This is a genomic window from Winogradskyella sp. KYW1333, assembly GCF_003335675.1.
In the GTDB taxonomy this organism is placed as follows: Bacteria; Bacteroidota; Bacteroidia; order Flavobacteriales; family Flavobacteriaceae; genus Winogradskyella.
The window spans coordinates 14,135-40,861 of record NZ_QPHL01000014.1 but is presented as its reverse complement, the minus strand read 5'-3'; the positions used below and the strand labels follow the sequence as shown (position 1 = coordinate 40,861).

Sequence of the window (26,727 nt, the reverse complement as noted above, 5' to 3'; positions counted from 1 at the left end):
AAGTAACGCCTTTCGCCAATTAACCAATTTATATTTTTTAAAAACTAAACTCTAATCCTAGATTTGCTCCAAAAGGATGACCAGGTCTTAATCCTGCAGGTACTCTAGAAACAGCGTATGTTTCATCTAACATATTTATAATGTTTCCTGTTAGACTTAGTTTATTTGTGAAATGATATTTTGCTGAAAAATCTATAATGAAATTTGATGCAACTAATTGGTCGATTGGAATATCTCCAGTGCCTGCAAGCGTTCTAAATTCACCATTATATCGGCCACTCAAATTCAATTCATATTTTGAGTGTTCTAATGAAATCATTACATTAAATTGATGCTCTGGTATGTAGGGCAATTGATCTCCTTGATTTACTTCACCCCAAATATCATTATTACTATCAAAACTATTTAAGAACTCAGTATTTGTGAAAGTATAGCCAAATGTTATAGGAAGATTGAAAGTATCATTATCGGTTAAAAAATTGTAATTCAACAGTAGTTCTATACCACTAACAGCAACTTCTCCAGCATTAAACTGTTCTAATGAACCAGTACCACCAGTAGCTGCCAAATCACTCCCTAATAAATTGCTATAATCATTAAAGAAACCAATTAATTCACCGCGTAACTCTCCAAACATAAATCTAGATCCTAATTCATAGTTTATACTTTCTTCAGATTTTTGACCAGGTTGATTACTTGGTGGTGAAAATCCTTTATGTACACCACCAAACAATGATAATTCATTTGTAAAAGCATAATTGAAACCAATACCCGGAATAAAAATATCTATTTTGTTTTCTCTAGAAGAAAGCTCTATTCCAGTTCTAAATTGGTCATCACTGCCAAAGTCATCACGTTGAAGTATTATATTTTCATATCTCAGGCCAGGAGTAAGAGTAAAATCATTGAATTTGAGCTTATACATAATAAAGCTAGCGAAGGCATTAGCACTACTAATTCTGTTACCTTGTACTCCTCTTTCACCAAGAGAGGTTAAAGACATATTACCATTGACTATGTTGTAACCATCTTCCCATTGAAAACGATCTTCTTCATCATAATGATATCTTAAACCTATTTCAATATCATGAAAGGTATTTTCCCCGTACCAGTGATAATCCAATTTTGTTTGGATGCCTTTAGAATAATAAGCTCTATTATTTGCTTTAACCAAGAGTGCATCATTATCTGAATTTATGTTTCCTCTCAAAATATCCATATGATTTGAGAATTCCATAGGGTCTGATATCACATTAGCAATCTTTTGTTTATCGCCATTAAATACAACATCATCTAGCTTATACCAGTTTCTGTTGAATTTGTTATAATATCCATTTGTGGTTATTCTAAAGTTCTTTGTAAAGTTTAATGTGTGTGTGAGCATAAGCTGTATATGCTCTGCATTCATTTGATCCTCTTGCGATGAGGCATATCTGTTATATGCGTTATCGGCAAAATCTGATTCGGTAAGACCTAAATAAGTTTCGTTAGAGACCTCGTCAGAGTATTGAAATTTTACTTCCAATGCTTGTTTTATATTAGCTTCTGCTTTAGAATTTACCCTAAATTTTGCTACAACCTCATTTATGTCAAAGCCAGTATTACTGCCATCAGTTAAGTTTTTAAATCCGTCAGAATTGTAGTTAAGATACTCAACCATATAACCAATAGAAGGTTTACTATCCCCAACGCGAGCATGTAATTGGCTTGTGTTGAAACTCCCGTAATTTGCTCTTATTTGACCGTTAAAGGAATTTGGAATTTGAGTGGAGATCATATTTATGGCACCTCCTGTTGTAAATGGGCCGTATTGCACTTGACTACTACCCTTAAGAATCTCTACAGCTTGCATTCTAGCAACTGACGGGAAATAATATGCTGAAGGTGCACTGTATGGTGCAGGAGCAATTAAAACACCATCTTCCATTACAGAAATTTTTGCACTTCTTTCTGGTGACGTACCTCTTAAACTTATGTTTGGTCTTAAGCCAAAACCATCTTCTTCATAAAAAGTGACACCAGGAATACTTCTTAATACTCTATTAATATCTGTATAATTGAATTTTTTGAGTTCTTCGGGAGATATGTAGTAAGCAGAACCGGTTCTGTGTCGAGCAATGTACTTGTTCCCAAAAATGGTATTTGCATTCAATATAACTTCATCAAGTTTTTGAATTGAATCTAGTTGTGATTTTGTTTGATTTTCTTGAGCTTCTAGTTTTATTATTGATACTAAACCAAGCAGCGACAGGGCTAATTTTACTTTCATTTATTTAGACTGATTAAAAATAAGAATATGTTCAGAGTGCAAATTTAAGACTGAATTTCGTTTTATCAAAGTTTATTTAGAATAAATAAAAATAAAATTTACTAATAACTGATTTACAGATAATTAAAATGATGCATTTAATGTGAGTGTATATTCATTTAACCTTTAGTTGACATTAAGTAACCTAAAAAACACTTATATTTGCACGCAATTATACTTTAATTGCAACATGACAGCACACGAAAACAAAATCTTAGGTGAAGGTCTTACCTATGACGACGTACTTTTAGTCCCAGCTTTTTCTCAAGTACTACCTCGCGAAGTTAATATTCAGTCAAAATTCACACGGAATATCACTATCAATATTCCTGTTGTTTCAGCAGCCATGGATACTGTTACTGAGAGCAAGATGGCAATTGCTATGGCTCAAGAAGGAGGTATAGGTGTATTACATAAAAACATGACCATTGCAGATCAATCAGCTAAGGTAAGACGTGTAAAACGTGCTGAAAGTGGGATGATAATAGATCCTGTTACATTACCTATGACTGCAAAAGTAATAGATGCAAAAAATGCAATGCGTGAGCATAGTATTGGTGGTATTCCAATTGTTGATAAAAATGGAACACTAAGAGGAATTGTAACGAACAGAGATTTGCGTTTCGAACATAAGAATGATAAACCAATTGTTGACGTTATGACTGGTGAAAATCTCGTTACGGCACCAGTTGGTACTTCTTTAAAAGATGCTGAAGCCATTTTGCAAGCTAATAAAATAGAAAAACTACTCATTGTTGACGGCAATTATAAATTGGGTGGATTAATTACATTTAGAGATATAACTAAAGTCACCCAGAAACCAATTGCAAATAAAGACACCTATGGTAGATTGCGTGTTGCAGCTGCAATAGGTGTTACTGGTGATGCTGTTGAAAGAGCCGAAGCATTGGTTAAAGCTGGTGTTGATGCTGTTGTTATTGACACGGCCCATGGACATACCAAAGGTGTTGTTCTAGTTTTAAAAGAAATAAAAAAGAAATTTCCGAGACTAGAAGTGATTGTTGGAAATATTGCTACAGGTGACGCCGCAAAATATTTGGTTGAAGCTGGAGCTGATGCTGTTAAAGTTGGTATTGGACCTGGTTCTATCTGTACCACACGTGTTGTGGCAGGTGTAGGATTTCCGCAATTCTCAGCTGTTCTTGAAGTAGCACATGCCATAAAAGGCTCTGGTGTACCTGTTATTGCTGATGGTGGAATTAGATATACTGGTGATATACCTAAAGCCATTGCTGCTGGTGCTGATACAGTGATGTTAGGATCATTATTGGCTGGAACAAAAGAAAGTCCAGGTGAAACAATTATTTACGAAGGGCGTAAGTTCAAGTCTTATAGAGGAATGGGTTCTGTTGAAGCTATGAAGCAAGGTAGTAAAGACCGTTATTTTCAAGACGTAGAAGATGATATAAAAAAGTTGGTGCCAGAAGGAATTGTTGGTCGTGTACCTTATAAAGGTGAACTCTTTGAAAGTATACACCAATTTGTTGGTGGTTTAAGAGCAGGTATGGGTTATTGCGGTGCTAAAGATATTGAGACATTAAAAGAAATTGGTCGATTTGTAAAAATTACAGCTAGTGGTATAAATGAGAGTCATCCACATGATGTGACTATTACCAAAGAAGCACCAAATTATTCTAGATAGTAAATACATAATTTAGACATATAACAGCATCACGTTGATGCTGTTTTTTTTATGGTTTAAATTATATTCCCTTATAATTATGTTAATAACTATATTAGCAAAATAGCCTAGCACTTATCTTTGCAAAAACCTATGAAAAAAAAGAAAATTGTAATTATTGGAGCGGGTGTTGCTGGATTAGCATCAGCAATTCGCTTGCGATCTAAAGGCCATCTTGTATCAGTCTATGAAGCAAATGAATATCCAGGTGGTAAATTAACAGCCTTCAGTGCTGAGGGTTACCGATTTGATATGGGACCTTCATTATTTACAATGCCTCAGTTTATTGATGAGTTGTTTAAGGTAGCCAATAAGCCAATTGAAAATTACTTTCAGTACGAAAGAAAATCTGTAGTTTGTAATTATTTTTTCGAAGATGAGACAACATTTTCAGCACTTGCAGATATTAATAAATTTGCAGAAGAGGCATCAAAAACCTTCAATGTAGATAGTGAAGCAATAGTTGAATATTTAAAAAGAAGTAAGCGCAAGTACGATTTAACATCAACTCTTTTTCTTGAAAAATCATTACATAAATTCACAACATACCTTAGTACAGAAACTTTAAAAGCAATAATAAAGGTAAATGCCCTCGATATTAATGTGAGTCTCAATGCATATAACTCGAAGGTTTTTGAAGATGACCGGTTAGTAAAATTCTTCAATAGATTTGCAACATATAATGGATCTTCTCCCTACAAAACTCCTGGGATTATGTCTATGATTCCTCATTTAGAACAATATTTCGGTATTTTTTTCCCAAAGGGTGGTATGCATTCTATAACACAAAGTTTATATCAACTTGCCAATGATATTGGGGTTAAATTTCATTTTAACAAAAAAGTAGATGAAATAATTACTGAAAAAAGAAGCGCTAAAGGCATTAGAATTGACAATGAAATTATTAAAGCTGATATTGTCGTTTCTAATTCTGATGTTGTACCAACATATAGACAATTACTTAAAAAACATAAGGCACCTGAGAAAATATTGAATCAGCCTCGAAGCAGTTCTGCTCTAATTTTTTATTGGGGAATTAAGAAGGAATTTCCAGAATTAGACCTTCATAATATATTCTTTTCAGAGGATTACAAATCTGAGTTTGATTTTATCTTCAATAAAAAAGATGTTTATGACGATCCGACCGTCTATATTAATGTAACCTCCAAGGAAGAAAAAAGTGATGCACCTAAAGGATGTGAAAATTGGTTTGTTATGATAAATGTCCCTAGTAATACAGGGCAAAATTGGGATGAAATTATAGAAAAATCTCGAACTAATATCATCTCCAAAATTAGTAGGTTGCTAAAAGTACGTGTCAAAGAACTTATTGAATTTGAAAGCATATTAGATCCAAGAAAAATTGAATCTAACACTCAGAGTTATCAAGGTGCGTTATACGGTGCTGCAAGTAATAGTAAGTTTGCCTCCTTTTTGAGACACCCGAATTTCAAAAGATCCATTAAGAATTTGTATTTCTGTGGTGGAAGTGTACATCCTGGTGGAGGTATACCCTTATGCCTGCTATCCGGTAGAATTGTTTCAGATTTAATTCAAAAAACTAACTAAATGGTTGATAAAAAATTTATTAAATACTTTTCTATTTTCATTATATGGCTGTTTTCAATATCTGGAATGACCGGGATTTTATCTCCTGATTATTCAGATTGGTTTTTGAGTATGTCACCTATCAATTTGCTATTGACGTTCATAATCATTTTGGTAAATATTGATAATTTTAAATGGCATATAGTTATTGCTGTTGCAATTCCATTTTCATTAGGGTTTATTGTGGAGGCTCTAGGTGTTAATTATGGGTTAATATTTGGAAATTACAGTTATGGTGAAAATCTTGGTCAGAAGTTTATTGGAGTACCAATTATTATTTGTGTTAACTGGGCTTTGCTAACTATGTCTACGGCAGATATTGCTAGATTATTTTTTAAGAATATTATAGCAACCTCTTTAATTGGTGCGTTATTAATGACAGGATTAGATCTTGTAATTGAAGTTTCAGCACCACGTTTTGATTACTGGGAATTTGAAAATGGTCATGTACCATTACAAAATTATTTTGGCTGGTTATGTACAGCATTTGTTGCACACTTAGGTTATCAGTATTTTAAAGTGAATACTAGCAAAATAATCTCAATACATGTATTCATTTCTATTGTTGTATTTTTTACAATGTTTTTATTCTTTTAAATGACTAATCAAGATTTCATAATATTAGGAGCAGGTGCATCTGGATTAATGCTTGCATATCGTTTGTCTCAAGATACTTTTTTTGACGATAAGTCTATCTTAATCATTGATAAGCAAGATAATAAAGGCAATGATAGAACGTGGTGTTATTGGGAGAAAGATGAAGGAGAATGGGACAATTTGATTCGAAAAAGTTGGCCAAATATTTTGTTTGGTAGTAAAGAATTCTCGAAAACCGTCAATTTAGATGACTATAATTATAAAATGATTAGAAGTGAAAAATTCTATGAGTTTTTATGGGAAAAGATTAAACTAAAGTCAAATATATCATTTGTTAAAGATAACGTTATTGAAGTTGAGGAACATAGTAATGTTGTACGGGTCAAAACAATGGACAGGTCATATTCAGGCGCCAAAGTCTTTAACAGTATACCAGATTCAGATTTGTATAAAGTACAAGATAGGTATCCGGTTCTACAGCAGCATTTTGTAGGTTGGTTTATTAAAACAGAGTCAAATGAGTTTGATGATTCTGTAGCAACTTTTATGGATTTTACTGTTGCTCAAAAAGGCAATACTCGATTTATGTATGTATTACCTATTGAGAAAAATATTGCACTGTTTGAATATACCCTATTCTCAGAAACACTTTTGCCATTAAATGAATATGAAGAATCAATAAAAAAATACTTAGAAAATAAAGGAATAAAAGAATACGAGATTATAGAAAAGGAAAAGGGATCAATTCCAATGACATCATATAAATTCTCAAAATTAAACTCAAAGAATATTTTGAATATTGGTACCGCTGGTGGTTGGACTAAGGCAAGTACCGGCTATACATTCAAAAATACGACTAAAAAAACAAGGTCTTTAGTTCAATATTTGAAACAGAATGATGATTTGTCCAAGTTTCATAAAAGTTCAAAATTTTGGTTTTATGACGTACTGTTTTTAGATGTTTTAGCAAAAAATAATGGTGAGGGTTCAAAATTGTTTGCTTCATTATTTAAAAAAGCAAAAACCAAAACTATTTTGAGATTTTTAGATGAAGAGACCAACATTTTAGACGACTTAAAAATTATTTCTTCTGTGCCACCCAAAAAATTCACTATTGCCTTATTAAGGAGAATCTTTTAAGAAGGGAAGATTTGACCTCTATGCGGTTTTAATGTATCTCTAATTGACTGCATTTTAGATTCTTCGACAACCAAATATACCAAACTGTGCATTTCATTTAAGGTTTCAATACCTGTTTTTTCAATATCTAATTTATTCAAATTGATATACTCTTTAAGGTGAATTAAATGATGTTCTGCGGTATGTTTGTTAGTAGGACCTCTAAAATCCCAAATCAACTTAAGTTTTCGCATTTCCAACAGATTTGCCTTTTTCAACAAAATATTTAAAATTATTCATAAATTTTTTGGTCTGTTTTTTAAATGCTCTAGGCATAAATAACAACATTGCATGCATTGCAAAGGTTGTAGGCTGAAATTCGTTTTTAGAAATCCATTTTGTCTCTCCTTCAGTAATACTCTCAAAAAAGTTTTGTTGAATATTACAAATGCCCTCTGTGTTATAAGTCGCATGGAATTCGTTAGGAAAATTACTTTTAGTAATCGTTTCTATTAGTGCCATTTTTCTATTGCCAAAATCATAATTCAATTTCATTTTAGCACCAAATTCACCTGGTGTACCAGATAAGTGCTCAGTACTCACTAGGCCTTCTTGCCAATGCAACATATTTTCTGTAGAGTTCATTTTGTGAATAACCTCAGCTAAGGATTTATGAATTATAATTTCAGTTGTGTATTTCATAAAAATAGAACATTAACCAAGTCAAATGTATAAAAAAGTGTTTGATATGGTATTAAAAGTCGTTGTCCTGTTATAAGTAAAAGATTAAATTCAAGTGTTAATAATAATTAAGATTTTCTTAGAAGAAATATTAAATAATAGTATTTCATTCAGTGCGTTAGATTTAAGGTTATTTATAGCTTAACAATAACTTGTAAAATGCACTAATTATATTATTTTTGCTCATCTTCATGATGATAAAAAGTAATTGATTTTAAAAGAAAAAATCTATGACAACTAAGTTTAAATTTTTACTCTTATTTCTATTAGTAGTTCAATTAACAAATGCGCAAGATCAGGATGCAGTTTTACTAACTGTAGATGGAGAAACTATTATGGTTTCTGAATTTTTGAGGGTGTACAATAAAAATTTGGATCTTGTTAAGAACGAAAGTCAAAAGGATTTAGATAGTTATCTAAAACTTTTTACCGAATATCAATTAAAGCTAAAGGAAGCAAAGCGATTGAAATTGGATGAAGATCCTAAATATCAAAGAGAATTTTTAAGTTATAAAAAACAGCTTACTAAAAATTACCTTTCAGAAAACAAGGTCACTGAGGATTTGGTAAAAGAGGCATATGGACGTAATTCATTTGATATTAATGCATCTCATGTATTGGTTCGCTTAGACGAATCAGTAAAGGATACAACAAGCGTTTATGATAAAATTTCTTCCTTACGCAAACGTGTATTGAACGAAGGATTTGACAAAGTAAAAGCTGATGCTCATGATGGTATAACAATTTTCGTTGAAGACTTAGGTTATTTCTCAGCGTTTAAAATGGTTTACGATTTTGAATCAGTAGCTTATAATACACCTGTTGGTGAAGTGTCAGAGCCTTTTAGAACGCAATTTGGCTATCATGTAGTTAAGGTGAATGATAAAAGACCTTCCAGAGGCACGATTACCGCAGCGCATATAATGGTTGGGCTTAATCAAAAGGACTCATTATTAGTGCCAGAAGAACGTATTAATGAGATTTATAAGAAACTCTCACAAGGAGAGAGTTTTGATGCTTTAGCAAAACAATTCTCTGATGATAAGAGTTCTGCAAAGAACGGAGGAACGCTATCACCATTTAAAAGCGGACAATTAAGTTCGGTTAAGTTTGAAGACGAGGCATTTGGGTTACTAAATGATGGAGAATTTAGCGAACCTTTCTTAACGGACTATGGATGGCATATTGTAAAACGAATTTCTTTAAAGCCAATAAACTCTTATGATAAATTAAAACCTACTCTGGAGGCAAGGGTTAAGAGAGACTCTCGCTCTAAATTGATTAACCAAGCCATGGTGGAGGAGTTAAAAGGGAGATATAATATTGGATCTAATGAAGAAGCCAAATCTTATTTTGAATCACTCATTACGGATGATTATTTCTCTCGTTCATGGAGATTACCAGATTCATTTGAAAAGGATGAGATTATTTTCTCCATTAATCAAAGGGATTTTACCTATAATGAATTTGGCCGCCATATGATGGCTGTACAGCGTACCTATGCCAATAAAGCTAGACCTGCTTCTGAAGTAGTAGAAAAGGAATACGAATCGTTTTTTGAGTCATCTATTCTTAAGTATAGAGAAGATAATCTTGAAATGGAGAATCAAGAATTTGCAAATATTGTAAAAGAGTACAGGGATGGGCTTCTACTTTTCGATTTAATGGAAAAAGAAATATGGAACAAAGCGGCAAAGGATACGGTTGGGTTAGAAAACTATTATGAAAGAAACAAGACTAAATACCAATGGCAAGAGCGTGTTGATTTTGTAATGGCTTCCTCTGCTGATTTAGATATTGCTACTAAATTTTTTAAATTAATTAAGCGCGGAAAATCTCAAGAAGAAATTGAAAATGCTCTTAATAACGATAAAGAACAAAATGTCATATTTACAAAAGGAGTTTACAATACAAATGACAAACGTCTTCCTTCAGATTTTAATGCTAAGAAAGGAGTTTCTGGAGTTTATAACCATAATGAGGCATTTCATGTTATAAATGTAAATGAGATTTTACCAGCAGGTACAAAAACTTTAAAAGAAGCAAAGGGAATGGTGATTAATGATTACCAAAATGAAATTGAAACCAATTGGGTTAAGTCACTTTATGATCGTTTCAGCATTGAAGTAAATAAAGACGCATTAAATGCTGTAAAACAGCTTATTAATAATTAAATATTGACTTGAAACACTTTTCGTTAATAATCATTGTTTTGTTTTTGTTTGTTGGTTGTGACTTTTTTAAGAAGGCCGATGAAGAAGGTGCAGTTGCTCGTGTAAATGATGTTTATCTTTATAAGAATGATATAACGGATTTGGTTCCAGAAGGTGCATCGAGTGCGGATAGCGCTTTGATTGTTAATCAATATATTAATAGATGGGCTTCCCAATTATTATTGATGGATGGTGCCATGTTAAATTTAAACAAATCAAAACAACAGTCGTTTACCAAATTAGTAGATCAATACAAAACGGATTTATATACTAAAGCCTATCTCGATGCATTAGTAAAAAAGAATATAGATACTATTGTTCCAAAACAAGAAGCAGAATTGTTTTATGAAGCCAATAAAGAATCATTTAAGTTAAACGATGATTTGCTTCAGCTTAGATACTTAAGTCTTCCACAAAACCCTATCGATTTAGATACCATAAGAAAAAGGTTTAAACGTTTCAATAATGATGATAAACGTTACTTAGATTCAATATCAGTTCAGTTTAAAGCTTATTCCTTAAATGATTCAATGTGGGTTAAGTATTCTCAGGTAGCAGATAAAGTACCTGTTGTAAATTCTCAAAATAAAAACCAACTGTTAAAAAAATCTAATTTTATACAACTCAAAGATTCAATAAACCTATATTTGATGCAGGTGAAAGATGTAAGAATTCAGAATAATTATGCACCACTCGAATACGTTAGTAGTTCTATAGAACAAATCGTTATAAACAAGCGGAAATTAGAGCTAATAAAGCAACTTGAAAAAGATATTACAAAAGATGCCATTAAAAATAAACAGTTTGAAATTTATGAATAAAGCACTAGTCCTAGTATGCTTATTTTGTTTCAATTTAAGTTTTGCCCAAGAAATTATTGAGGACGAAAAACCAAAGGTTAAAAAGGATACAATACTTAATAAAACGCGGATTAAAGCAGATGGTGTTGCAGCGGTAGTTGGAGAATTCATTGTATTAGAATCTGATTTAGATAGAGAAATTGCTCAGCTTAAAGCACAAGGAGCAGATTTAGAAGGGGTTACTAGATGTGAACTTTTTGGTAGTCTTTTAGAAAGTAAATTATATGCGCACCAAGCGATTCAAGATAGTATTATAGTAAACGAGCTCTATATACAATCATTAGTTGACCAGCAAATTGAAGGTATATTGGCTCAGACTAAAGGAGATATGAATGGTCTTTTGAACTTTTACAAAAAAGACTCAGAAGAAGCATTACGAGAGGAGATGTATGAGATTAACAAAAATGCATACTTAGCCAAAGAAATGCAGGATAAAGTGATACGCGATATTGAGATTACTCCAGAAGAGGTGAGAACCTTTTTTAATGAAATTCCAGAAGAAGAAATACCAACGTTTGGTACGGAGTTAAAACTAGCGCAGATTGTCGTAATTCCTGAGGTAACTGAAGAGGCAAAACAAGCTGTAATTGATAGGCTAAACGGGTTTAAGAAAGACGTAGAGGAGAATGGTGCAAGTTTTACAACCAAAGCTTTATTTTATTCAGAAGATAGTGGATCTAAAAACAATGGAGGTTTGTTACCAACAATGAATCGTAAACGTCCTAGAATGGTTAAGGAATTTAGAGACGTAGCTTTTAATCTTCAAGAGGGAGAAATTTCAGAACCATTTGAAACTGATTTCGGATTTCATATCATTTATCTTGAAAAGGTGAGAGGACAAGAATATGAAGTAAGGCATATCCTTTTAAGACCGGAATTAACTGAAGATGCCATTCAAAAAGCAAAAGATGAAATAAAAGATGTAAGAGAAAAAATAAGTAATGGTCTCGTTACTTTTGCTGATGCAGCAAGAGAGTTTAGTGATGAAAAAGAAACCAAATTTGAAGGAGGTCAATTAACTAATCCTACTACTCAAGATTTTAATTTTGAATTAACAAGGATGGAGCCAGAATTGTATTCTCAAGTACAAGGTTTAAAAGATGATGAAATTAGCCCAGTGATTCAGGATGAGGACAGGATTAACAGAATAAAGTTTAAAATAATGACTGTCACAGACAGAATTGATGATCACAAAGCTGACTTTGCAAGAGACTATCTTAAAATTAAAGATCTCGCACTACAAGACAAACAAGTAAAAGCTATTGAAGTTTGGCAAAGAGAGACCATACGAAATACCTATATCAAAATTAATGGTGAGTATAGAGGTTGTGATTTTCAGAGTAACTGGTTAAAAGAATAAGTTTATGTCTGATGTTACATTAATCGAAAACTTCGTAAAAAAGTATAGTGCTCTAAAAAAAGAGATTGCTAAGGCAATTATAGGGCAAGAAGATGTTGTAGATCAGATATTAATTTCAATTTTTTCTGGAGGTCACTCTCTTCTTATTGGAGTTCCGGGATTGGCAAAAACATTAATGGTGAATACAATTGCCCAAGCCTTAGGATTAGATTTTAAGCGTATACAATTCACTCCAGATCTAATGCCGAGTGATATTCTTGGTAGTGAAATATTAGATGAGAATAGACATTTTAAATTCATCAAGGGTCCGATTTTCGCAAATATTATTCTAGCGGATGAAATAAATAGAACTCCTCCTAAAACACAAGCAGCTTTGCTTGAAGCCATGCAAGAACGTGCGGTGACAGTGGCAGGACACAGATATCAACTGAATTTACCTTATTTTGTATTAGCAACACAAAACCCAATAGAACAAGAAGGAACCTATCCGTTGCCCGAAGCTCAATTAGATCGTTTTATGTTCGCGATTAATTTAAAGTATCCATCATTTAATGAAGAAGTTGAGGTGGTAAAAACTACAACTACTGATATTCAACAAACAGTTGATTCGTTATTCACTGCTCGAGAAATCATAGACTTCCAGCAAGTGATAAGACGCATTCCAGTTGCTGATAATGTTATAGAATACGCGGTATCTTTAGTCTCAAAAACAAGACCTAATACGGAGACTGCAGCTTCTATTGTAAATGAGTTTGTTGATTGGGGTGCAGGTCCTAGAGCATCTCAAAACTTAATTTTAGCAGCTAAAACTCACGCGGCTACAACTGGTAAATTATCACCGGATATTGAAAATGTTCAATCTGTGGCAACAGGTATTTTAAGGCACCGTATAATCAAAAATTATAAAGCAGAAGCCGAAGGAATAACTGATGAAAAAATAATTGAAAGCCTGTTTTAAGATCTCAGAAAATTGTTCAATTAATTGTGGGTTTTGTCTATTGAATCTTATTCAAACTTATTCTAAATAGCTATTTTTGTTAAATTATTATAACAATAACAATTTCATTGTATATAACTTAATATATCCCTATTATTTTTATTTAATTATGAATTATATTTAGTAAAAATGCAATTTTGTTACATACTTTTAAAAATACGGTAAAATTCGTAATTTTGTGCTGCTAAAAATGAATTATCAACCTTTAAATATACTATATGGCTTTTGACATTGATATGATTAAAAAGGTTTATACCAATATGACTGAGCGAGTAGATGCTGCTAGAGATATTGTTGGTAAACCATTAACTCTTTCAGAAAAGATATTATATTCTCACTTGTGGGATGGGAAACCTTCAACTGCGTTTACTCGTGGTAAAGATTATGTTGATTTTGCTCCAGACCGTGTAGCATGTCAGGATGCAACAGCGCAAATGGCTTTGCTTCAGTTTATGCAAGCTGGTAAGCCAAAGGTTGCTGTGCCTACAACTGTTCATTGTGATCACTTAATACAAGCAAAGGATGGTGCAGCGACAGATTTAAAACATGCCAACAATACAAGTAGTGAAGTATTTAACTTTTTAGAATCTGTATCAAACAAGTATGGAATAGGATTCTGGAAACCAGGTGCTGGTATTATCCATCAAGTAGTTTTAGAAAATTATGCTTTTCCAGGTGGTATGATGATAGGTACAGATTCTCACACGGTAAATGCTGGTGGTTTAGGAATGGTAGCTATTGGAGTTGGTGGTGCAGATGCAGTAGATGTAATGGCTGGTATGGCTTGGGAATTAAAGTTTCCAAAACTTATTGGTGTTAGATTAACCGGTAAGTTATCTGGTTGGACAGCACCAAAGGACGTAATACTTAAAGTTGCAGAAATACTAACTGTAAAAGGTGGGACAGGGGCAATCGTAGAATATTTTGGTCCAGGTGCTTTGTCAATGTCTTGTACAGGAAAAGGTACTATTTGTAATATGGGAGCAGAAATAGGTGCGACAACATCTACTTTTGGCTATGACGTTTCTATGGAACGTTACTTAAGAGCAACTGACAGATCAGATGTGGCAGATGAAGCTAATAAAATAAAAGATTATTTGACGGCAGATGCTGAAGTCTATGCAAATCCAGAGCAGTATTTTGATCAGGTTATTGATATAAATCTCTCAGAATTAGGACCTTTATTAAATGGTCCATTTACACCAGACCTTTCAACGGCTGTTGGATCTGATATGACAGACAAGGCTAAAAGTAATGATTGGCCAATAAAGGTAGAATGGGGATTAATAGGATCTTGTACAAACTCTTCCTATGAGGATTTATCTAGAGCTTCGTCAATAGCGCAACAAGCATTAGATAAAGGACTAAAAACTAAAGCAGAATTTGGAATTAATCCAGGTTCAGAACAGGTGAGATATACAGCCGAGCGTGACGGTATTTTAGATGTATTTGAAAAATTAGACGCTAAGATATTTACGAACGCATGTGGGCCATGTATTGGACAGTGGGCGAGATATAGTGATCCTAAAAATGCACCAAAAAATAGCATAGTACATTCTTTCAATAGAAATTTCGCTAAACGTGCAGATGGTAATCCAAATACACACGCGTTTGTAGCGTCACCAGAGCTTACTGCAGCAATTGCAATTGCAGGACGATTAGATTTTAATCCAATGAAAGATAAGCTGATCAATGAAAATGGTGAAGAGGTGATGCTAGATGAACCAACAGGATGGGAATTACCTCCTAAAGGATTTGATGTAAAGGAAAATGGTTACTTAGAACCAGTAACTGATGGTAGTGGTGTAGAAATTAATGTTAACCCTACTTCAGAAAGGTTACAATTGTTAACCCCATTTACACCAATCGGAGAATCAATTACTGGTGCAAAATTGTTAATAAAGGCTTTTGGAAAGTGTACGACGGATCATATTTCAATGGCAGGCCCATGGTTACGTTTCAGAGGACATTTAGATAATATCGCAAATAATACATTAATTGGAGCGGTAAACGCTTTTAATAAGAAAACCAACTTTGTAAAAAATCAATTGACTGGTGAATATGGCGGAGTTCCTGATACGCAGCGTAATTATAAGAAAAATGAAATATGGTCTGTAGTAGTTGGTGATCACAATTATGGTGAAGGTTCGTCTAGAGAACATGCAGCAATGCAACCAAGACATCTAGGTGTTGCAGCTGTAATTGTAAAATCATTTGCACGTATCCACGAAACAAATCTTAAGAAACAAGGTATGTTAGGTTTGACTTTTGCTAATGAGGCCGACTATGATTTAATCCAGGAAGATGATACTTTCAATTTCCTAGATTTAAATGAATTTGCTCCAGAAAAGCAAATAAACCTAGAGGTAGTTCATGCAGATGGTAGTAAAGATGTTATTGCATTAAATCATACATATAATAACGCTCAAATTGAATGGTATAAAGAAGGTTCTGCTTTAAATTTAATTAAAAAGCAAAACGCTTAAATATACTATTTAAATTTACATAAATATAAACTCTCAGTATTGCTGAGAGTTTTTTTATGCTTGTTTTAGGGAATTAAAAATATGGCGTACACATAATCAATTACCCATATACATAAAAAGATATAGCTCCATTGATTGGTTTTTCTAGACCTGCCTTGAATATACTTATGAATGAACTAAAAGAAGAACGTTTTATTAATTTCAATTTTAAACAAATGAGAATTTATAAAAGTTCTGTTTAAATTTAAAGCATGAAGAACAAACTCACCAAAAGAAATATTTTATTCGTTAGTGTAATTGCACTATTACTGATTCCTAAGATAAGGCAACAGATACAAATTGTTTTGCATAAAGGATTGAGTTTTATCAATCAATCAACTATGATTGAAAAGGCGAACAGACGCAAGATTACTTATCAAAACTGGAGATTGATTTCAGATACTGGAGATCAATTAAATCTATTGGACTTAAAAGGAAAGGTTGTATTCATAAATTTTTGGGCAACTTGGTGTCCTCCGTGCATCGCAGAAATGAAAAGTTTAGATCAACTCTATAATGAGTATAATGAGTCAGTTGTATTTTTGTATATAACCAATGATGACTTAATCACTGTTGAGAAATTTAAAGATAGAAATAGTTATTCCTTCAAAGTTTTTAATCCTGTAAATGAAATTCCTGAAGAACTAGTTACCAGATCTATTCCACGAACTTTTATAATAGATAAAAACGGCGAAATCATTGTTGACGAAAAAGGAGCGATTAATTGGTATAGTGAAACAGTAAAAGAACAACTAAATAAGTTGCTCAAAGAATAAATATTATTTAAAATATTTTTTTGGTATAATAAGCATCCCAAAGTTTTCACCATTTCCCTTACCTAGATGCTTGTGATGAATTTTATGTGCACGTCTAACGCCTCTAGCATATTTATTATCAATATTTCTAAACCACTTAAATCGTTGATGTATAAAAATGTCATGAACAATGAAATATGCTAACCCATAGGCCATTATACCAACACCAATCGGTAAGCAATACCATAACTGTTCCTCGCTCCATAAATAAAAGCAAGTCATACTTACAACGGCATAAAACATAAAAAAGACATCATTTCGTTCAAACCAACTGTCATGATCTTTATGATGGTGGTCCTTATGCAAATTCCACAAAAATCCATGCATAATATATTTATGCGTAAACCATGCATTAAATTCCATTATAAAAAATGTTCCTAAAAAGATTAATATCCAGAAAACAATTTGCATGTATATTAAATTTTAGATTAAATTTAATTGATATTTTACGTAACTACGAGTAAGTAATTCAATCTTTTTATAGTTTGGTACTCTTATTCTAGTAGACTTAATTTCTAGTGCTGGAGTGTTTTTTAATTTCTGCAGTAGTTTATTGTAATATCTGTAAGCCATAAACACACCAAATCTAGCCTCTAAGGGTAGTCGTTTTATGCCTTCTAGACCTTTGGTGAAATCACTTTCTATATCATCTATTATTGCCTTCTTAGATTTCTCGTCTAATTGGTTTAAATCTGTGTTTGGAAAATAAGTTCTGCTTAAATCTTCAAAATCCGCTTTAAGGTCTCTTAAGAAATTAACTTTTTGGAATGCAGACCCCAAGCTCATTGCAGAATCTTTTAATTTGTTGTACTTCTCATTATCTCCTTTAACAAAAACCTTTAGGCACATCAAACCAACAACATCAGCTGACCCATAAATATAATCACGATATTCTTGTTCTGTTAAATAATCTTTTTTATAGAGATCTAGTTCCATACTGTGCATAAATGCATCAACCAAATGTTTGTCAATGTTGTATTTATGATATGTCTCTTGAAATGAGTTTAATATTGGATTGAGGCTGATTTTATCTTTTAACGCATTTTCCAAATCCTGAGCAAACCTTTCGAATAACTTTTCTTTGTCATAATCATGAAATGTATCAACAATTTCGTCAGCAAAACGAACAAATCCATAAATATTATAAATGTCTTGTCTAATATTGTCAGATAACATTTTGGTAGCCATTGAGAATGAAGTACTGTAGGCGTTGGTAACCATTTTACTGCATTCCTTTGATACATTGTCAAAAATTGATTTCATGATTTACGTTTGTGCCTTTGAATTTATAAAATCCTTTTCAAATATTGAACTATTTTTCTTTTTTATTTATTAACTCGGCTACTAGCTTACCTGATATAAGTGATGGTGGTACTCCTGGTCCTGGTACGGTTAATTGTCCTGTAAAGTATAGGCTATCAACTTTTTTACTCTTTAATTTTGGTCTTAAAAAGGCAGTTTGCATCAAGGTATTAGCCATACCGTAGGCATTGCCCTTGTAAGAATTGTATTCACTTACAAAATCATTAACACAGAATGATTCTTTAAATAGTATGCTACTCTGAACCTTTTGGTTTGTTAGATTTTCAAAACGACTTATAATAATGTCGAAATACTGTTCCCTTAATTCAGGTGTGTCTTCTAACCCAGGTGCTATTGGGATTAAGAAAAAGCCAGTTTCACATCCATCAGGTGCCATAGTTTTATCAGTAACCGACGGGAAATTGACATAAAACAGCGGGTTTTCTGGCCATTGAGGGTCATCATATATATTCTCGGCATGTGTTTCAAAATTAGTATCAAAAAATAGATTATGATGCTCTATATTATTAAGCTTTTTATCAAAACCAACATAGAATAGAAGGGAGGATGGTGCAAATGTGCGTTTTTCCCAATAAGCCTCACTGTACTGTCTGTATTTTTGATCTAGTAATGTTTCTGAATGGTGATAATCGGCACCGCTTAATACTACATCAGATTTAATATTTTCGCCATTAACTATAATACCAGAAACTTTGTCATTTTCAACATTTATCAATTCAACATTGCAATTCGTATTTATTGTGACACCCAAACTTTCGGCAAGGGCCTTAATAGCTTTTATGATTTCATACATTCCACCCTTAGGATGCCAAGTACCAAGACCAAAATCCGCAAAATTCATAAAACTGTAGAATGAGGGTGTCTGACTTGGCTTTGCTCCTAAAAAGAGTACAGGAAATTCAAGTGTTGAAATGAGTTTGGGATTTTTGAAATTCTTACGAACCTCTGAACTTATTGTTTTGAAAAAACGATCCACACGAGTGACTGTTTCTTTAGTAACAAGTTCAAATGGCGAAATACCAGGTTTTAGAACAACTTTATTTATGGCGATATCATAATGTTCTTGTGCTTGTAAAATAAATTTCCTTAAGGGTTTAGAGCTACCAGGTTCTATACGCTCAAATTCCTCACAAATTTGATCCATATGGTCACCAATAGTTATTACTTCATCTGAAAAGAAAATCTTATAAGCCGGACTCAATTTATCGAGTTGATAATAATCACCTGTAGATTTTCCAAAATCATTGAAGAATTTCTCGAAAATATCCGGCATCCAATACCAACTTGGGCCAATATCAAACACAAATCCATCTTTCTCTAATTGTCTTGCTCTTCCTCCAACGGTACTATTTTTTTCATAAATAGACACATCATGTCCTCCTTGTGCCAAATAGCATGCTGCAGATAGAGCCGAGAAACCAGAGCCAATTATTGAAATTGTCTTACCCATTTATTATCTAAAGATTGTCTGTTAATGATTTAATATTCTTAAATGCTGTAACGCCTTCTGGAAGGTTTTCCAAATCTAAGGCGTTAAGCATTTGACCTAAAATCCAAAGTTTCGTATTACTTCCATTATTAATTAGAAGTTTTTCAAAATCTTTTATATAATTATTTATATCCGCTTTTTCTGGTTTTACCGTGAAGTATGAGATGTAAATTATTTCTTCGTAATAATTCTGAAGGTCCAATAAACTATCCATTGGAACGCTAAAACCTAAAAAGATAGATTGATAACCCCTATTTACCAACTCATGATTGATAAACATAAGTCCTAGTTCATGTATCTCGTTTTCAGGCAAATAAAGTACAAAAGCCTTTTTTGAATTATTTATTTGTTGAGATTGTACCTTTTCAGTATTGATCAATATTTTTTGACGTAGCAATGATGTTAAGAAATGCTCATGAGCAGGTGTGATAGTATCTGTTTGCCAGAGTAACCCTATTTCTGTTAATAAGGGTATGAAGATTTCATAAAAAATTTCGTCGAATGCCTTTTCTTTTAATAAAGACTCATAAGTATTATAAAATAAAGTCTGATCAAAATTCAGCATTGATAATTTGAAGGAATTAATTGCATGATTTTCTATATTGCTTTGAGATGCAATTTCCCTTACTAAAGGAGGAATTTTATATTCGTCTATCGTAGCAATTTTAGATATTTTGTAACCATTGTTATTCAAATAACTGACATTTAACAATTTTTGAAAACTTGCTAAATCATAATACCTAATATTTGTTTCAGTGCGTTTGGGCTTAAGTAGATTATATCGCTTTTCCCATATCCTAATAGTATGTGCCTTAATACCGGTAAGATTTTCAAGATCCTTAATACTAAATCTATTCTTAATATTGTTCATTTTTTATCAAAAATGTTTAAACAAAAATACATTAATAACTCTTACCGTGAGTGAGAATTAACAAAAATTAAGTAAAAAAAAGATGGTAGCTACCAGAAATTTAGGCTGTTAGTTAACAAAGTGTAAAATTTAATAAGGATTTTAGAGAAGTGCGCACGAGAAGACTCGAACTTCCACGACCTAAAACGGTCACTGGCCCCTCAAGCCAGCGCGTCTACCAATTCCGCCACGTGCGCAAATAATGTAAAGTAAATATAAAAAAAAAGTTAAGCTTTAGGCTTAACTTTGTGACCGGGCTGGGGCTCGAACCCAGGACCCTCTCCTTAAAAGGGAGATGCTCTACCAACTGAGCTACCCGGTCATTAATTTTTCTCTTACGAGGGTGCAAATATAAAATGATTAATTAATAAAACAATACATTTTTAACTTTAATTTTTGTTTTTTTGTTAAGTAAAATACAAGTAGTTTAATTATCAATTTATAAGCGCAATGATTATAGTTTTAATGGGATATATGGGTTCTGGTAAATCTACAATTGGAAAACAATTGGCATCTGTATTAGACTATGATTTTATTGATTTAGATAACTACATAATTAAAAAAGAAAACAGAACAATTGCTACTATATTTAGTGATAAGGGAGAAATTTACTTTAGAAAAATTGAAAGCCAATACTTGAAAGAAATTTTATCTCAAGAAAACAAAGTCGTTCTTGCTTTAGGTGGAGGTACACCATGTTATTCTTATAACCTTGAATTAATTGAAAATGATGAAAATGTAATTTCGTTTTATCTTAAATTATCAATTCCTTATTTAAGTAAAAGGCTGTTTAACCAAAAGGATAATAGGCCTTTAATAAGCCATTTAGAAAATATAGAAAAACTTCAAGAATTTGTTGGTAAACACTTATTTGAACGAGTTCAATATTACTCTAAGGCTAATCATATTCTTGAAGCAGAAGAAAAAACAGTTAAAGATATTACAGAAACAATATTGCTTGCCTTAATCTAAGTAAGCTTCGTATGGCTTTTTACTGAGATTTACATGCACGTGTTCAAATAATGAAGTAGAGAGAGATATACCTTTAAAATCTGCCTTTACTGGAAATTTTTTATGATTTCTATTAACTAAAACTGCAGTTTTAAATTGTTCTAAAGGGACGTCTAGGAAGTGTTTAATACCATAAATTAAAGTGCTACCTGAATTTAAAACATCATCAATTAAAACAATCGATTTGTTCGTGTAGTCTTTAGGTTCCAATGAAGTATTTATTTGATTTAATGGATTTGACTTATCAATAGTAACTTTACAAAGAATTGATTTAATATCAGATATTTTGTCTAATTGAGTTTTAATTTTCCTTGCTAATAAATACCCATTACTTTCAACCCCTGCAATAACTAGTTCAGACTCGTTTGCATTACTTTCATAAATTTGATAGGCAATTCTTTTAATTTTATGCTCGATCTCTGTATGAGTTAATATGGTATTTTTAACTAATGGCATTGGCTTTTTTTTCAAAGATAAAAAACAGTTCTTTACCCTGCCTTTCTTTTATGGAATTAATTGATGGTTCCAAGGTTCTAATATTAAAATGGTTATTAAACAAATTAAAATATTCTGTTTTACTGCCACCAAAGGGAGGACCAGAATCGGTTAAGTCAAAATCAAAAAGTAATCCGGATAATTTTCCTTTTGGTCTTAGAAGACTGTAAATCGATTTTACATAAGCTTCTCTTAAACTAGGATGAAGCGCACAGAAAAATGTTTGTTCAATAATTAAATCATAAGAATCACCCAATTTAAAAAAATCATTGTGTAATAATTGATTATCTGGAAATTCTGGTATTCTTTTCTTTATATTAAATAGTGGTTGCTCTGCAATATCAAGAACAAATACATTTTTGAATCCGTTAAGCCATAGGTATTCAGCCTCGTAGCTATTTCCAGCACCTGGTATTAAAATTCTTATTGACTTATCTGTTAATTGGTTAATGTATAATTTAATAGGTGTAGAGATGTAACCAATATTCCAACCGGTCTGATTTTCCTTATATCTATTCTCCCAGTATTGTTTGTCTAAATTATTCACTTTCATAGAAATCATCAATGTCTCGTCTGTCTTTTTTAGTAGGACGACCAGTTCCTTTTTTTCTATAGTAATCTTTGCTGTACTTTAGCATTTCCTTAGCTTCAAGTGCTTCTTTAGGTGTAGTGTCAGTTCTGTAAATATCCACAAGTTTGGCACCAACTCTATTTGGTGGCAAATCATTTACAATTAATTGATAATTAACTTGGTCTCTACGTAATTCAATTTTATCCGTTGCGTAGATTTCTCTAGAAGCCTTTACAACGCTGCCATTTACTTTAACGTGTCCTTTTTTACACGCCTGTGTTGCGATACTTCGAGTTTTATAATATCTAACAGACCATAAATATTTATCGATACGCATATTTTTTTAACTAAAAACAACGTTAATGTTATGATGCAAAAATATTATAAAATTGTATCTTGCGCCAGTTATTAAAGCAATTATGAACCTTAGTTTTGATTTGTGGTATTTCAAAACCAGGATAATTAGTATTCTATGAAATTTAAATCTCTAAAATTAATCCTTTTTTTATTCGTAATGGTCTCGGTTTTTGTTGCCTGTGAAGACGAAGATGATCCTATTCAAAATGAATTTATCGAAGAAGATAGAACAGAACAACAAGCCAAGGATAAAGATTCGCTTTTGAATTATTTAAATTCTCATTATTATAATTCAGAATTTTTTGAAACGGGTACAAATCATACGATTGAAGAAATTGTAATTACCGAGTTGCTTGAGGATGAAGATGTGCCAGCAGGTCATAAATTGTTAATTGAGGATGTTATTATAAAGACTACAACATACGTGGATGTTGAATATGAATATTACTATCTCACCTTAAATCAAGGAGGAGGTGATTCTCCAGAATTTACAGACAAGGTTAGAGTAAGATATGAGGGCTATTTAGTTGATGGTGGAAATACTTTTGATCAAGTAAGTACACCTATAGACTTGGATTTATATGGTATTGCTTTTGGTACAGGAGCTATAACAGGGTGGCAACGAATTATGCCAGAATTTAATGTGTCTACAAGCTTTTCAATTGGTAATGACAATATTGTAAGTTATGATAATTACGGTATGGGTATGATGTTTATTCCATCTGGCCTAGGGTATTTTTCATTCCCAAGAACAGGTATTCCTACATACTCCAACTTAATTTTCAAATTTGAATTATTACAAACTCAAGTAAATGATCATGATGGTGATGGTATTCCTTCGTATATTGAAGATTATGATGGTAGTCTAGATCCTTTTGATGATAACACTGATGATGATGCCGCGCCAGATTATATTGATTTAGATGATGATGCAGATGGAGTACTTACGATAAATGAATTATTGCCTAATACTTACGTTATAGATACTAACATGGGAGAAATGGAACCTGAATTTGGAGAAAATGAATATGAATTAAGTAGGGAAGAAGAAGATGGTGTAATAACATTAGAAACAGTTACTTTGGTGGACACAAATAATAATGGGATTTTTGACCATTTGGATGCAGAGGTAACTACTAATTACAATGAAGACGAAGACGAAGGATAATATCTTAAAAAGACAAAATAAAAAGCCACTCATTATGAGTGGCTTTTCTTTTTTTATTATTGTTTCTTCTTACAGAGCTATGGACAAACTTAGTATTAATTGATCTGGTCTAGTGTCAATTCTACTTACAATACCATTCCCAAGATTTTCATCAATAAATGCTGCTTCATTATTATTGAAACCTCTTTCATAACGCAGATCAATACCAATTTTATTTAAGTTAAAACCAATTCCAAAGTTTAATCCTACAGTAAAATCATCTTCAACTTCGTCAATATTGATGCCATCAAATTCAGTGTCTAAAATATATTGCAAAGAGGGTCCTGCAAAAATACTTAATGGTCCAAGTACTTTAATACCAACAAGTAATGGTGCATCTAATTTTTTTATAGAAAATTCGCTACTATCATAATCACTTTTTGTAGCTGTATATACTAGCTCTGGTCTAAAATAAAGGTCATTACCTAATTTCCAAAAAATACCGAGATGATATCCGACATTTCTATCAGGATTCTTTGCATTTTCACCAATAGATTCAAAATAATCTCCATTAGCACTGTAATTTAGACCACCTTTAAATCCGAAGGCACTTCCGTTTTGTGCGTTAACGGATAAACCAATAAAAGTCAATAATGCAGATAGGAATACTGCTTTTTTCAAATTTTTCATAATATTCGTTTTTAAGATAAGTTATGTAATATCAAAAACGTTGCCAAAATGAACTTATTTTCTAGTAAGTACTCTTTTTGCAGCTTTTTCTATAGCCTCACTATTAAGACCATACTTATTCATTAGTTGCGTAGGAGTTCCGGATTCACCAAAAGTATCATTTGTAGCTACAAATTCTTGAGGTGTTGGTCTGTGTTTTGCTAATACTCTTGAAACACTCTCACCCAACCCACCTAAATAGTTGTGCTCTTCAGCAGTAATAATACAACCCGTTTTTTCAACGGATTCTATAATTGCCTTTTCGTCAAGTGGTTTAATTGTATGTATGTTTATTACTTCAGCAGAAATTCCAGCTTCATTTAAAGATTTGGTAGCTTCTAATGCTTCCCAAACTAAATGACCTGTAGCTACTATAGTAATATCATTACCTTCAGTCAGTTTAACGGCCTTTCCAATTTCAAAGGTTCCATTCTCAGGTGTAAAGTTTGGGACTTTTGGCCTCCCAAATCTTAAATAAACTGGGCCATCATATTTTGCTATAGCTAAGGTTGCAGCTTTTGTTTGATTAAAATCACATGTATTAATTACAGTCATTCCAGGCAACATTTTCATAAGCCCAATGTCTTCTAATATTTGGTGTGTCGCGCCATCTTCACCTAGTGTAATTCCTGCATGAGAAGCACAAATTTTTACATTTTTACCAGAATATGCAATGCTTTGTCTTATTTGATCATAGACGCGGCCTGTTGAGAAATTTGCGAATGTACCAGTAAAAGGAATCTTGCCTCCAATAGTCATTCCCGCAGCAATCCCTATCATATTAGCTTCTGCAATACCAACTTGGAAGAATCGCTCAGGATGGTTTGCTTTAAACTCATCCATTTTTAAGGATCCTGTCAAATCTGCACATAGTGCAACCACATTTTCATTAGATTTACCTAATTCTGTCAATCCGGCTCCGAATCCTGACCTTGTATCTTTATTTCCTGTATTAATATATGTTTTCATTATTTACTTTTGATTGATGATTAATAATCTCCTAGAGTTTCGGCATTCTGAGCCAATCCAGTGGCTAATTGCTCGTCATTCGGTGCTTTACCATGCCAAGCATGAGTATGCATCATAAAATCTACACCATTACCCATTACTGTTTGTAATAATACACAGACAGGTTTACCCTTGCCTGTTAATGACTTTGCAATTGTCATACCATCAAGGATCGCTACAATATTGTTACCTTCTTTAATTTCAACAACAGACCAACCAAATGCTTCAAATTTTCTCTTCAAATCTCCTAATGGCAATACATTGTCTGTTGATCCATCAATTTGTTGACCGTTCACATCAATAGTTGATATTAGATTATCAATTTTATTTCCAGAGGCATACATAATTGCCTCCCAATTTTGACCCTCCTGTAATTCACCATCACCGTGCAGACTAAAAACCAAATTATCATCATTGTTAAGTTTTTTAGCTTCTGCAGCACCAATTGCTACAGACATTCCTTGTCCTAACGATCCTGATGCAATTCTTACACCTGGCAATCCTTCGTGAGTAGTTGGGTGTCCTTGAAGACGACTATCTATCAACCTAAAAGTATTTAATTCGTCTACATCAAAATAACCAGACCTAGCAAGAACGCTGTAGTAAACAGGAGATATATGGCCATTTGATAAAAAGAACAAATCCTCTCCTATACCATCCATATCAAAACCATCCTTGGTCTCCATTATTTCTTGGTAAAGGGCTACAAAGAATTCGGCGCAACCAAGCGAACCACCTGGATGTCCTGAATTTACCTTATGTACCATTCGTAAAATATCTCTACGAACTTGAGTAGTTAAATCATTTAATGCTTTAATGTTTGGCATATTATATTGCTTAAA

General features: G+C 32.6%; 25 protein-coding genes and 2 tRNA genes. 12 read left to right on the top strand and 15 right to left on the bottom strand.

Translation table 11 applies throughout. The annotated features are described in order from the left end of the window. Positions 1 to 37: 37 nt before the first annotated feature. On the bottom strand, positions 38 to 2,269 hold the full coding sequence (locus tag DUZ96_RS04680) for a TonB-dependent receptor domain-containing protein (protein ID WP_114300801.1): 2,232 nt from the start codon (positions 2,267 to 2,269) through the stop codon (positions 38 to 40). Positions 2,270 to 2,498: 229 nt separating this feature from the next. Here DUZ96_RS04680 and guaB point away from each other — a divergent pair, with 229 nt between their 5' ends. The 4 genes from guaB to DUZ96_RS04660 all read left to right on the top strand — a co-directional run bounded on the left by guaB (position 2,499) and on the right by DUZ96_RS04660 (position 7,355). After that, positions 2,499 to 3,971: an IMP dehydrogenase gene (guaB, locus tag DUZ96_RS04675; RefSeq protein ID WP_114300800.1), complete on the top strand. Its 1,473-nt coding sequence runs from the start codon at positions 2,499 to 2,501 to the stop codon at positions 3,969 to 3,971. A gap of 132 nt (positions 3,972 to 4,103) precedes the next feature. After that, on the top strand, positions 4,104 to 5,579 hold the full coding sequence (gene crtD, locus DUZ96_RS04670; RefSeq protein WP_114300799.1) for a 1-hydroxycarotenoid 3,4-desaturase CrtD: 1,476 nt from the start codon (positions 4,104 to 4,106) through the stop codon (positions 5,577 to 5,579). Then, positions 5,580 to 6,215 carry a carotenoid biosynthesis protein gene (locus DUZ96_RS04665; RefSeq protein WP_114300798.1) on the top strand — a complete coding sequence of 212 codons (636 nt, stop codon included), beginning with the start codon at positions 5,580 to 5,582 and terminating at the stop codon, positions 6,213 to 6,215. Beyond that, positions 6,216 to 7,355, top strand: a complete 1,140-nt coding sequence (locus DUZ96_RS04660; protein ID WP_114300797.1) for a lycopene cyclase family protein — start codon at positions 6,216 to 6,218, stop codon at positions 7,353 to 7,355. On the opposite strand, the gene DUZ96_RS04655 is transcribed toward DUZ96_RS04660, so the two are convergent. After that, positions 7,352 to 7,588: a hypothetical protein gene (locus tag DUZ96_RS04655; RefSeq protein ID WP_114300796.1), complete on the bottom strand. Its 237-nt coding sequence runs from the start codon at positions 7,586 to 7,588 to the stop codon at positions 7,352 to 7,354. The genes DUZ96_RS04660 and DUZ96_RS04655 overlap by 4 nt on opposite strands. Next, on the bottom strand, positions 7,575 to 8,036 hold the full coding sequence (locus DUZ96_RS04650; protein WP_114300795.1) for an SRPBCC family protein: 462 nt from the start codon (positions 8,034 to 8,036) through the stop codon (positions 7,575 to 7,577). The genes DUZ96_RS04655 and DUZ96_RS04650 overlap by 14 nt, the downstream gene beginning before the upstream one ends. A gap of 269 nt (positions 8,037 to 8,305) precedes the next feature. On the opposite strand from DUZ96_RS04650, the gene DUZ96_RS04645 reads away from it, so the two are divergent. The 6 genes from DUZ96_RS04645 (at position 8,306) to DUZ96_RS04615 (ending at position 16,806) form a co-directional block, all read left to right on the top strand. After that, the gene (locus DUZ96_RS04645) at positions 8,306 to 10,249 is read left to right on the top strand and encodes a peptidylprolyl isomerase (protein ID WP_114300794.1); all 1,944 of its coding nucleotides are present in this window, start codon (positions 8,306 to 8,308) and stop codon (positions 10,247 to 10,249) included. Positions 10,250 to 10,257: 8 nt separating this feature from the next. Further along, positions 10,258 to 11,109 carry a peptidyl-prolyl cis-trans isomerase gene (locus DUZ96_RS04640; protein ID WP_258774318.1) on the top strand — a complete coding sequence of 284 codons (852 nt, stop codon included), beginning with the start codon at positions 10,258 to 10,260 and terminating at the stop codon, positions 11,107 to 11,109. After that, on the top strand, positions 11,102 to 12,508 hold the full coding sequence (locus tag DUZ96_RS04635) for a peptidylprolyl isomerase (protein ID WP_258774317.1): 1,407 nt from the start codon (positions 11,102 to 11,104) through the stop codon (positions 12,506 to 12,508). Before DUZ96_RS04640 ends, DUZ96_RS04635 begins: the two co-directional genes overlap by 8 nt. Before the next feature lie 4 nt (positions 12,509 to 12,512). Next, a complete protein-coding gene (locus tag DUZ96_RS04630; RefSeq protein ID WP_114300791.1) occupies positions 12,513 to 13,466 on the top strand; it encodes a MoxR family ATPase in 954 nt (317 codons plus the stop codon). 257 nt (positions 13,467 to 13,723) lie between these two features. Then, the gene (locus tag DUZ96_RS04625) at positions 13,724 to 15,991 is read left to right on the top strand and encodes an aconitate hydratase (protein WP_114300790.1); all 2,268 of its coding nucleotides are present in this window, start codon (positions 13,724 to 13,726) and stop codon (positions 15,989 to 15,991) included. 251 nt (positions 15,992 to 16,242) lie between these two features. Further along, on the top strand, positions 16,243 to 16,806 hold the full coding sequence (locus DUZ96_RS04615; protein ID WP_114300789.1) for a TlpA disulfide reductase family protein: 564 nt from the start codon (positions 16,243 to 16,245) through the stop codon (positions 16,804 to 16,806). Positions 16,807 to 16,809: 3 nt separating this feature from the next. Here DUZ96_RS04615 and DUZ96_RS04610 read toward each other — a convergent pair whose 3' ends face one another. From DUZ96_RS04610 to DUZ96_RS04585, 6 genes are all read right to left on the bottom strand, one after another. Continuing rightward, on the bottom strand, positions 16,810 to 17,256 hold the full coding sequence (locus DUZ96_RS04610) for a sterol desaturase family protein (RefSeq protein WP_114300788.1): 447 nt from the start codon (positions 17,254 to 17,256) through the stop codon (positions 16,810 to 16,812). 12 nt (positions 17,257 to 17,268) lie between these two features. Further along, entirely contained in the window at positions 17,269 to 18,108 is an 840-nt protein-coding gene (locus tag DUZ96_RS04605) for a phytoene/squalene synthase family protein (protein ID WP_114300787.1), read from the bottom strand. Positions 18,109 to 18,157: 49 nt separating this feature from the next. Continuing rightward, on the bottom strand, positions 18,158 to 19,618 hold the full coding sequence (locus tag DUZ96_RS04600) for an NAD(P)/FAD-dependent oxidoreductase (RefSeq protein ID WP_114300786.1): 1,461 nt from the start codon (positions 19,616 to 19,618) through the stop codon (positions 18,158 to 18,160). Positions 19,619 to 19,625: 7 nt separating this feature from the next. Next, entirely contained in the window at positions 19,626 to 20,528 is a 903-nt protein-coding gene (locus DUZ96_RS04595; RefSeq protein ID WP_114300785.1) for a MerR family transcriptional regulator, read from the bottom strand. Positions 20,529 to 20,678: 150 nt separating this feature from the next. Next, positions 20,679 to 20,764: transfer RNA gene (locus tag DUZ96_RS04590), tRNA-Leu, on the bottom strand. 52 nt (positions 20,765 to 20,816) lie between these two features. Further along, positions 20,817 to 20,889, bottom strand: a tRNA-Lys gene (locus DUZ96_RS04585). Between the two features lie 128 nt (positions 20,890 to 21,017). On the opposite strand from DUZ96_RS04585, the gene DUZ96_RS04580 reads away from it, so the two are divergent. After that, entirely contained in the window at positions 21,018 to 21,539 is a 522-nt protein-coding gene (locus DUZ96_RS04580) for a shikimate kinase (protein ID WP_114300784.1), read from the top strand. Here the strand turns inward: DUZ96_RS04580 and DUZ96_RS04575 are convergent. From DUZ96_RS04575 to DUZ96_RS04565, 3 genes are read right to left on the bottom strand one after another with little or no spacing between them, the layout of a single operon-like run. Beyond that, the gene (locus DUZ96_RS04575; RefSeq protein WP_114300783.1) at positions 21,531 to 22,034 is read right to left on the bottom strand and encodes a phosphoribosyltransferase family protein; all 504 of its coding nucleotides are present in this window, start codon (positions 22,032 to 22,034) and stop codon (positions 21,531 to 21,533) included. The two genes, DUZ96_RS04580 and DUZ96_RS04575, sit on opposite strands and share 9 nt — an antisense overlap. After that, positions 22,021 to 22,626: a methyltransferase domain-containing protein gene (locus DUZ96_RS04570; RefSeq protein ID WP_309484645.1), complete on the bottom strand. Its 606-nt coding sequence runs from the start codon at positions 22,624 to 22,626 to the stop codon at positions 22,021 to 22,023. Before DUZ96_RS04570 ends, DUZ96_RS04575 begins: the two co-directional genes overlap by 14 nt. Beyond that, positions 22,613 to 22,981 (bottom strand): RNA-binding S4 domain-containing protein, encoded by a 369-nt coding sequence (locus DUZ96_RS04565; RefSeq protein WP_114300781.1) that lies wholly within the window; start codon positions 22,979 to 22,981, stop codon positions 22,613 to 22,615. Before DUZ96_RS04565 ends, DUZ96_RS04570 begins: the two co-directional genes overlap by 14 nt. 135 nt (positions 22,982 to 23,116) lie before the next feature. Between DUZ96_RS04565 and DUZ96_RS04560 the strand changes: the two genes are divergently transcribed. Continuing rightward, positions 23,117 to 24,169 carry an FKBP-type peptidyl-prolyl cis-trans isomerase gene (locus DUZ96_RS04560; protein WP_114300780.1) on the top strand — a complete coding sequence of 351 codons (1,053 nt, stop codon included), beginning with the start codon at positions 23,117 to 23,119 and terminating at the stop codon, positions 24,167 to 24,169. A 69-nt stretch (positions 24,170 to 24,238) separates the two neighbouring features. On the opposite strand, the gene DUZ96_RS04555 is transcribed toward DUZ96_RS04560, so the two are convergent. Genes DUZ96_RS04555 through DUZ96_RS04545 form a run of 3 tightly spaced genes read right to left on the bottom strand, consistent with a single transcriptional unit; the run spans position 24,239 to position 26,712 of the window. Further along, entirely contained in the window at positions 24,239 to 24,838 is a 600-nt protein-coding gene (locus tag DUZ96_RS04555; RefSeq protein ID WP_114300779.1) for an outer membrane beta-barrel protein, read from the bottom strand. Between the two features lie 54 nt (positions 24,839 to 24,892). Further along, positions 24,893 to 25,846: a transketolase family protein gene (locus DUZ96_RS04550; protein WP_114300778.1), complete on the bottom strand. Its 954-nt coding sequence runs from the start codon at positions 25,844 to 25,846 to the stop codon at positions 24,893 to 24,895. Positions 25,847 to 25,866: 20 nt separating this feature from the next. Beyond that, the gene (locus DUZ96_RS04545; RefSeq protein WP_114300777.1) at positions 25,867 to 26,712 is read right to left on the bottom strand and encodes a transketolase; all 846 of its coding nucleotides are present in this window, start codon (positions 26,710 to 26,712) and stop codon (positions 25,867 to 25,869) included. Between the last annotated feature and the right edge of the window lie 15 nt (positions 26,713 to 26,727).

What these genes read in the sequence shown, in the direction of transcription:
- DUZ96_RS04680 (WP_114300801.1), bottom strand. Translation starts at nt 2,269, where the DNA reads ATGAAAGTAAAATTAGCCCTGTCGCTGCTTGGTTTAGTATCAATAATA.
- guaB (WP_114300800.1), top strand. Translation starts at nt 2,499, where the DNA reads ATGACAGCACACGAAAACAAAATCTTAGGTGAAGGTCTTACCTATGAC.
- crtD (WP_114300799.1), top strand. Translation starts at nt 4,104, where the DNA reads ATGAAAAAAAAGAAAATTGTAATTATTGGAGCGGGTGTTGCTGGATTA.
- DUZ96_RS04665 (WP_114300798.1), top strand. Translation starts at nt 5,580, where the DNA reads ATGGTTGATAAAAAATTTATTAAATACTTTTCTATTTTCATTATATGG.
- DUZ96_RS04660 (WP_114300797.1), top strand. Translation starts at nt 6,216, where the DNA reads ATGACTAATCAAGATTTCATAATATTAGGAGCAGGTGCATCTGGATTA.
- DUZ96_RS04655 (WP_114300796.1), bottom strand. Translation starts at nt 7,588, where the DNA reads ATGCGAAAACTTAAGTTGATTTGGGATTTTAGAGGTCCTACTAACAAA.
- DUZ96_RS04650 (WP_114300795.1), bottom strand. Translation starts at nt 8,036, where the DNA reads ATGAAATACACAACTGAAATTATAATTCATAAATCCTTAGCTGAGGTT.
- DUZ96_RS04645 (WP_114300794.1), top strand. Translation starts at nt 8,306, where the DNA reads ATGACAACTAAGTTTAAATTTTTACTCTTATTTCTATTAGTAGTTCAA.
- DUZ96_RS04635 (WP_258774317.1), top strand. Translation starts at nt 11,102, where the DNA reads ATGAATAAAGCACTAGTCCTAGTATGCTTATTTTGTTTCAATTTAAGT.
- DUZ96_RS04630 (WP_114300791.1), top strand. Translation starts at nt 12,513, where the DNA reads ATGTCTGATGTTACATTAATCGAAAACTTCGTAAAAAAGTATAGTGCT.
- DUZ96_RS04625 (WP_114300790.1), top strand. Translation starts at nt 13,724, where the DNA reads ATGGCTTTTGACATTGATATGATTAAAAAGGTTTATACCAATATGACT.
- DUZ96_RS04615 (WP_114300789.1), top strand. Translation starts at nt 16,243, where the DNA reads ATGAAGAACAAACTCACCAAAAGAAATATTTTATTCGTTAGTGTAATT.
- DUZ96_RS04610 (WP_114300788.1), bottom strand. Translation starts at nt 17,256, where the DNA reads ATGCAAATTGTTTTCTGGATATTAATCTTTTTAGGAACATTTTTTATA.
- DUZ96_RS04605 (WP_114300787.1), bottom strand. Translation starts at nt 18,108, where the DNA reads ATGAAATCAATTTTTGACAATGTATCAAAGGAATGCAGTAAAATGGTT.
- DUZ96_RS04600 (WP_114300786.1), bottom strand. Translation starts at nt 19,618, where the DNA reads ATGGGTAAGACAATTTCAATAATTGGCTCTGGTTTCTCGGCTCTATCT.
- DUZ96_RS04595 (WP_114300785.1), bottom strand. Translation starts at nt 20,528, where the DNA reads ATGAACAATATTAAGAATAGATTTAGTATTAAGGATCTTGAAAATCTT.
- DUZ96_RS04580 (WP_114300784.1), top strand. Translation starts at nt 21,018, where the DNA reads ATGATTATAGTTTTAATGGGATATATGGGTTCTGGTAAATCTACAATT.
- DUZ96_RS04575 (WP_114300783.1), bottom strand. Translation starts at nt 22,034, where the DNA reads ATGCCATTAGTTAAAAATACCATATTAACTCATACAGAGATCGAGCAT.
- DUZ96_RS04570 (WP_309484645.1), bottom strand. Translation starts at nt 22,626, where the DNA reads ATGAAAGTGAATAATTTAGACAAACAATACTGGGAGAATAGATATAAG.
- DUZ96_RS04565 (WP_114300781.1), bottom strand. Translation starts at nt 22,981, where the DNA reads ATGCGTATCGATAAATATTTATGGTCTGTTAGATATTATAAAACTCGA.
- DUZ96_RS04560 (WP_114300780.1), top strand. Translation starts at nt 23,117, where the DNA reads ATGAAATTTAAATCTCTAAAATTAATCCTTTTTTTATTCGTAATGGTC.
- DUZ96_RS04555 (WP_114300779.1), bottom strand. Translation starts at nt 24,838, where the DNA reads ATGAAAAATTTGAAAAAAGCAGTATTCCTATCTGCATTATTGACTTTT.
- DUZ96_RS04550 (WP_114300778.1), bottom strand. Translation starts at nt 25,846, where the DNA reads ATGAAAACATATATTAATACAGGAAATAAAGATACAAGGTCAGGATTC.
- DUZ96_RS04545 (WP_114300777.1), bottom strand. Translation starts at nt 26,712, where the DNA reads ATGCCAAACATTAAAGCATTAAATGATTTAACTACTCAAGTTCGTAGA.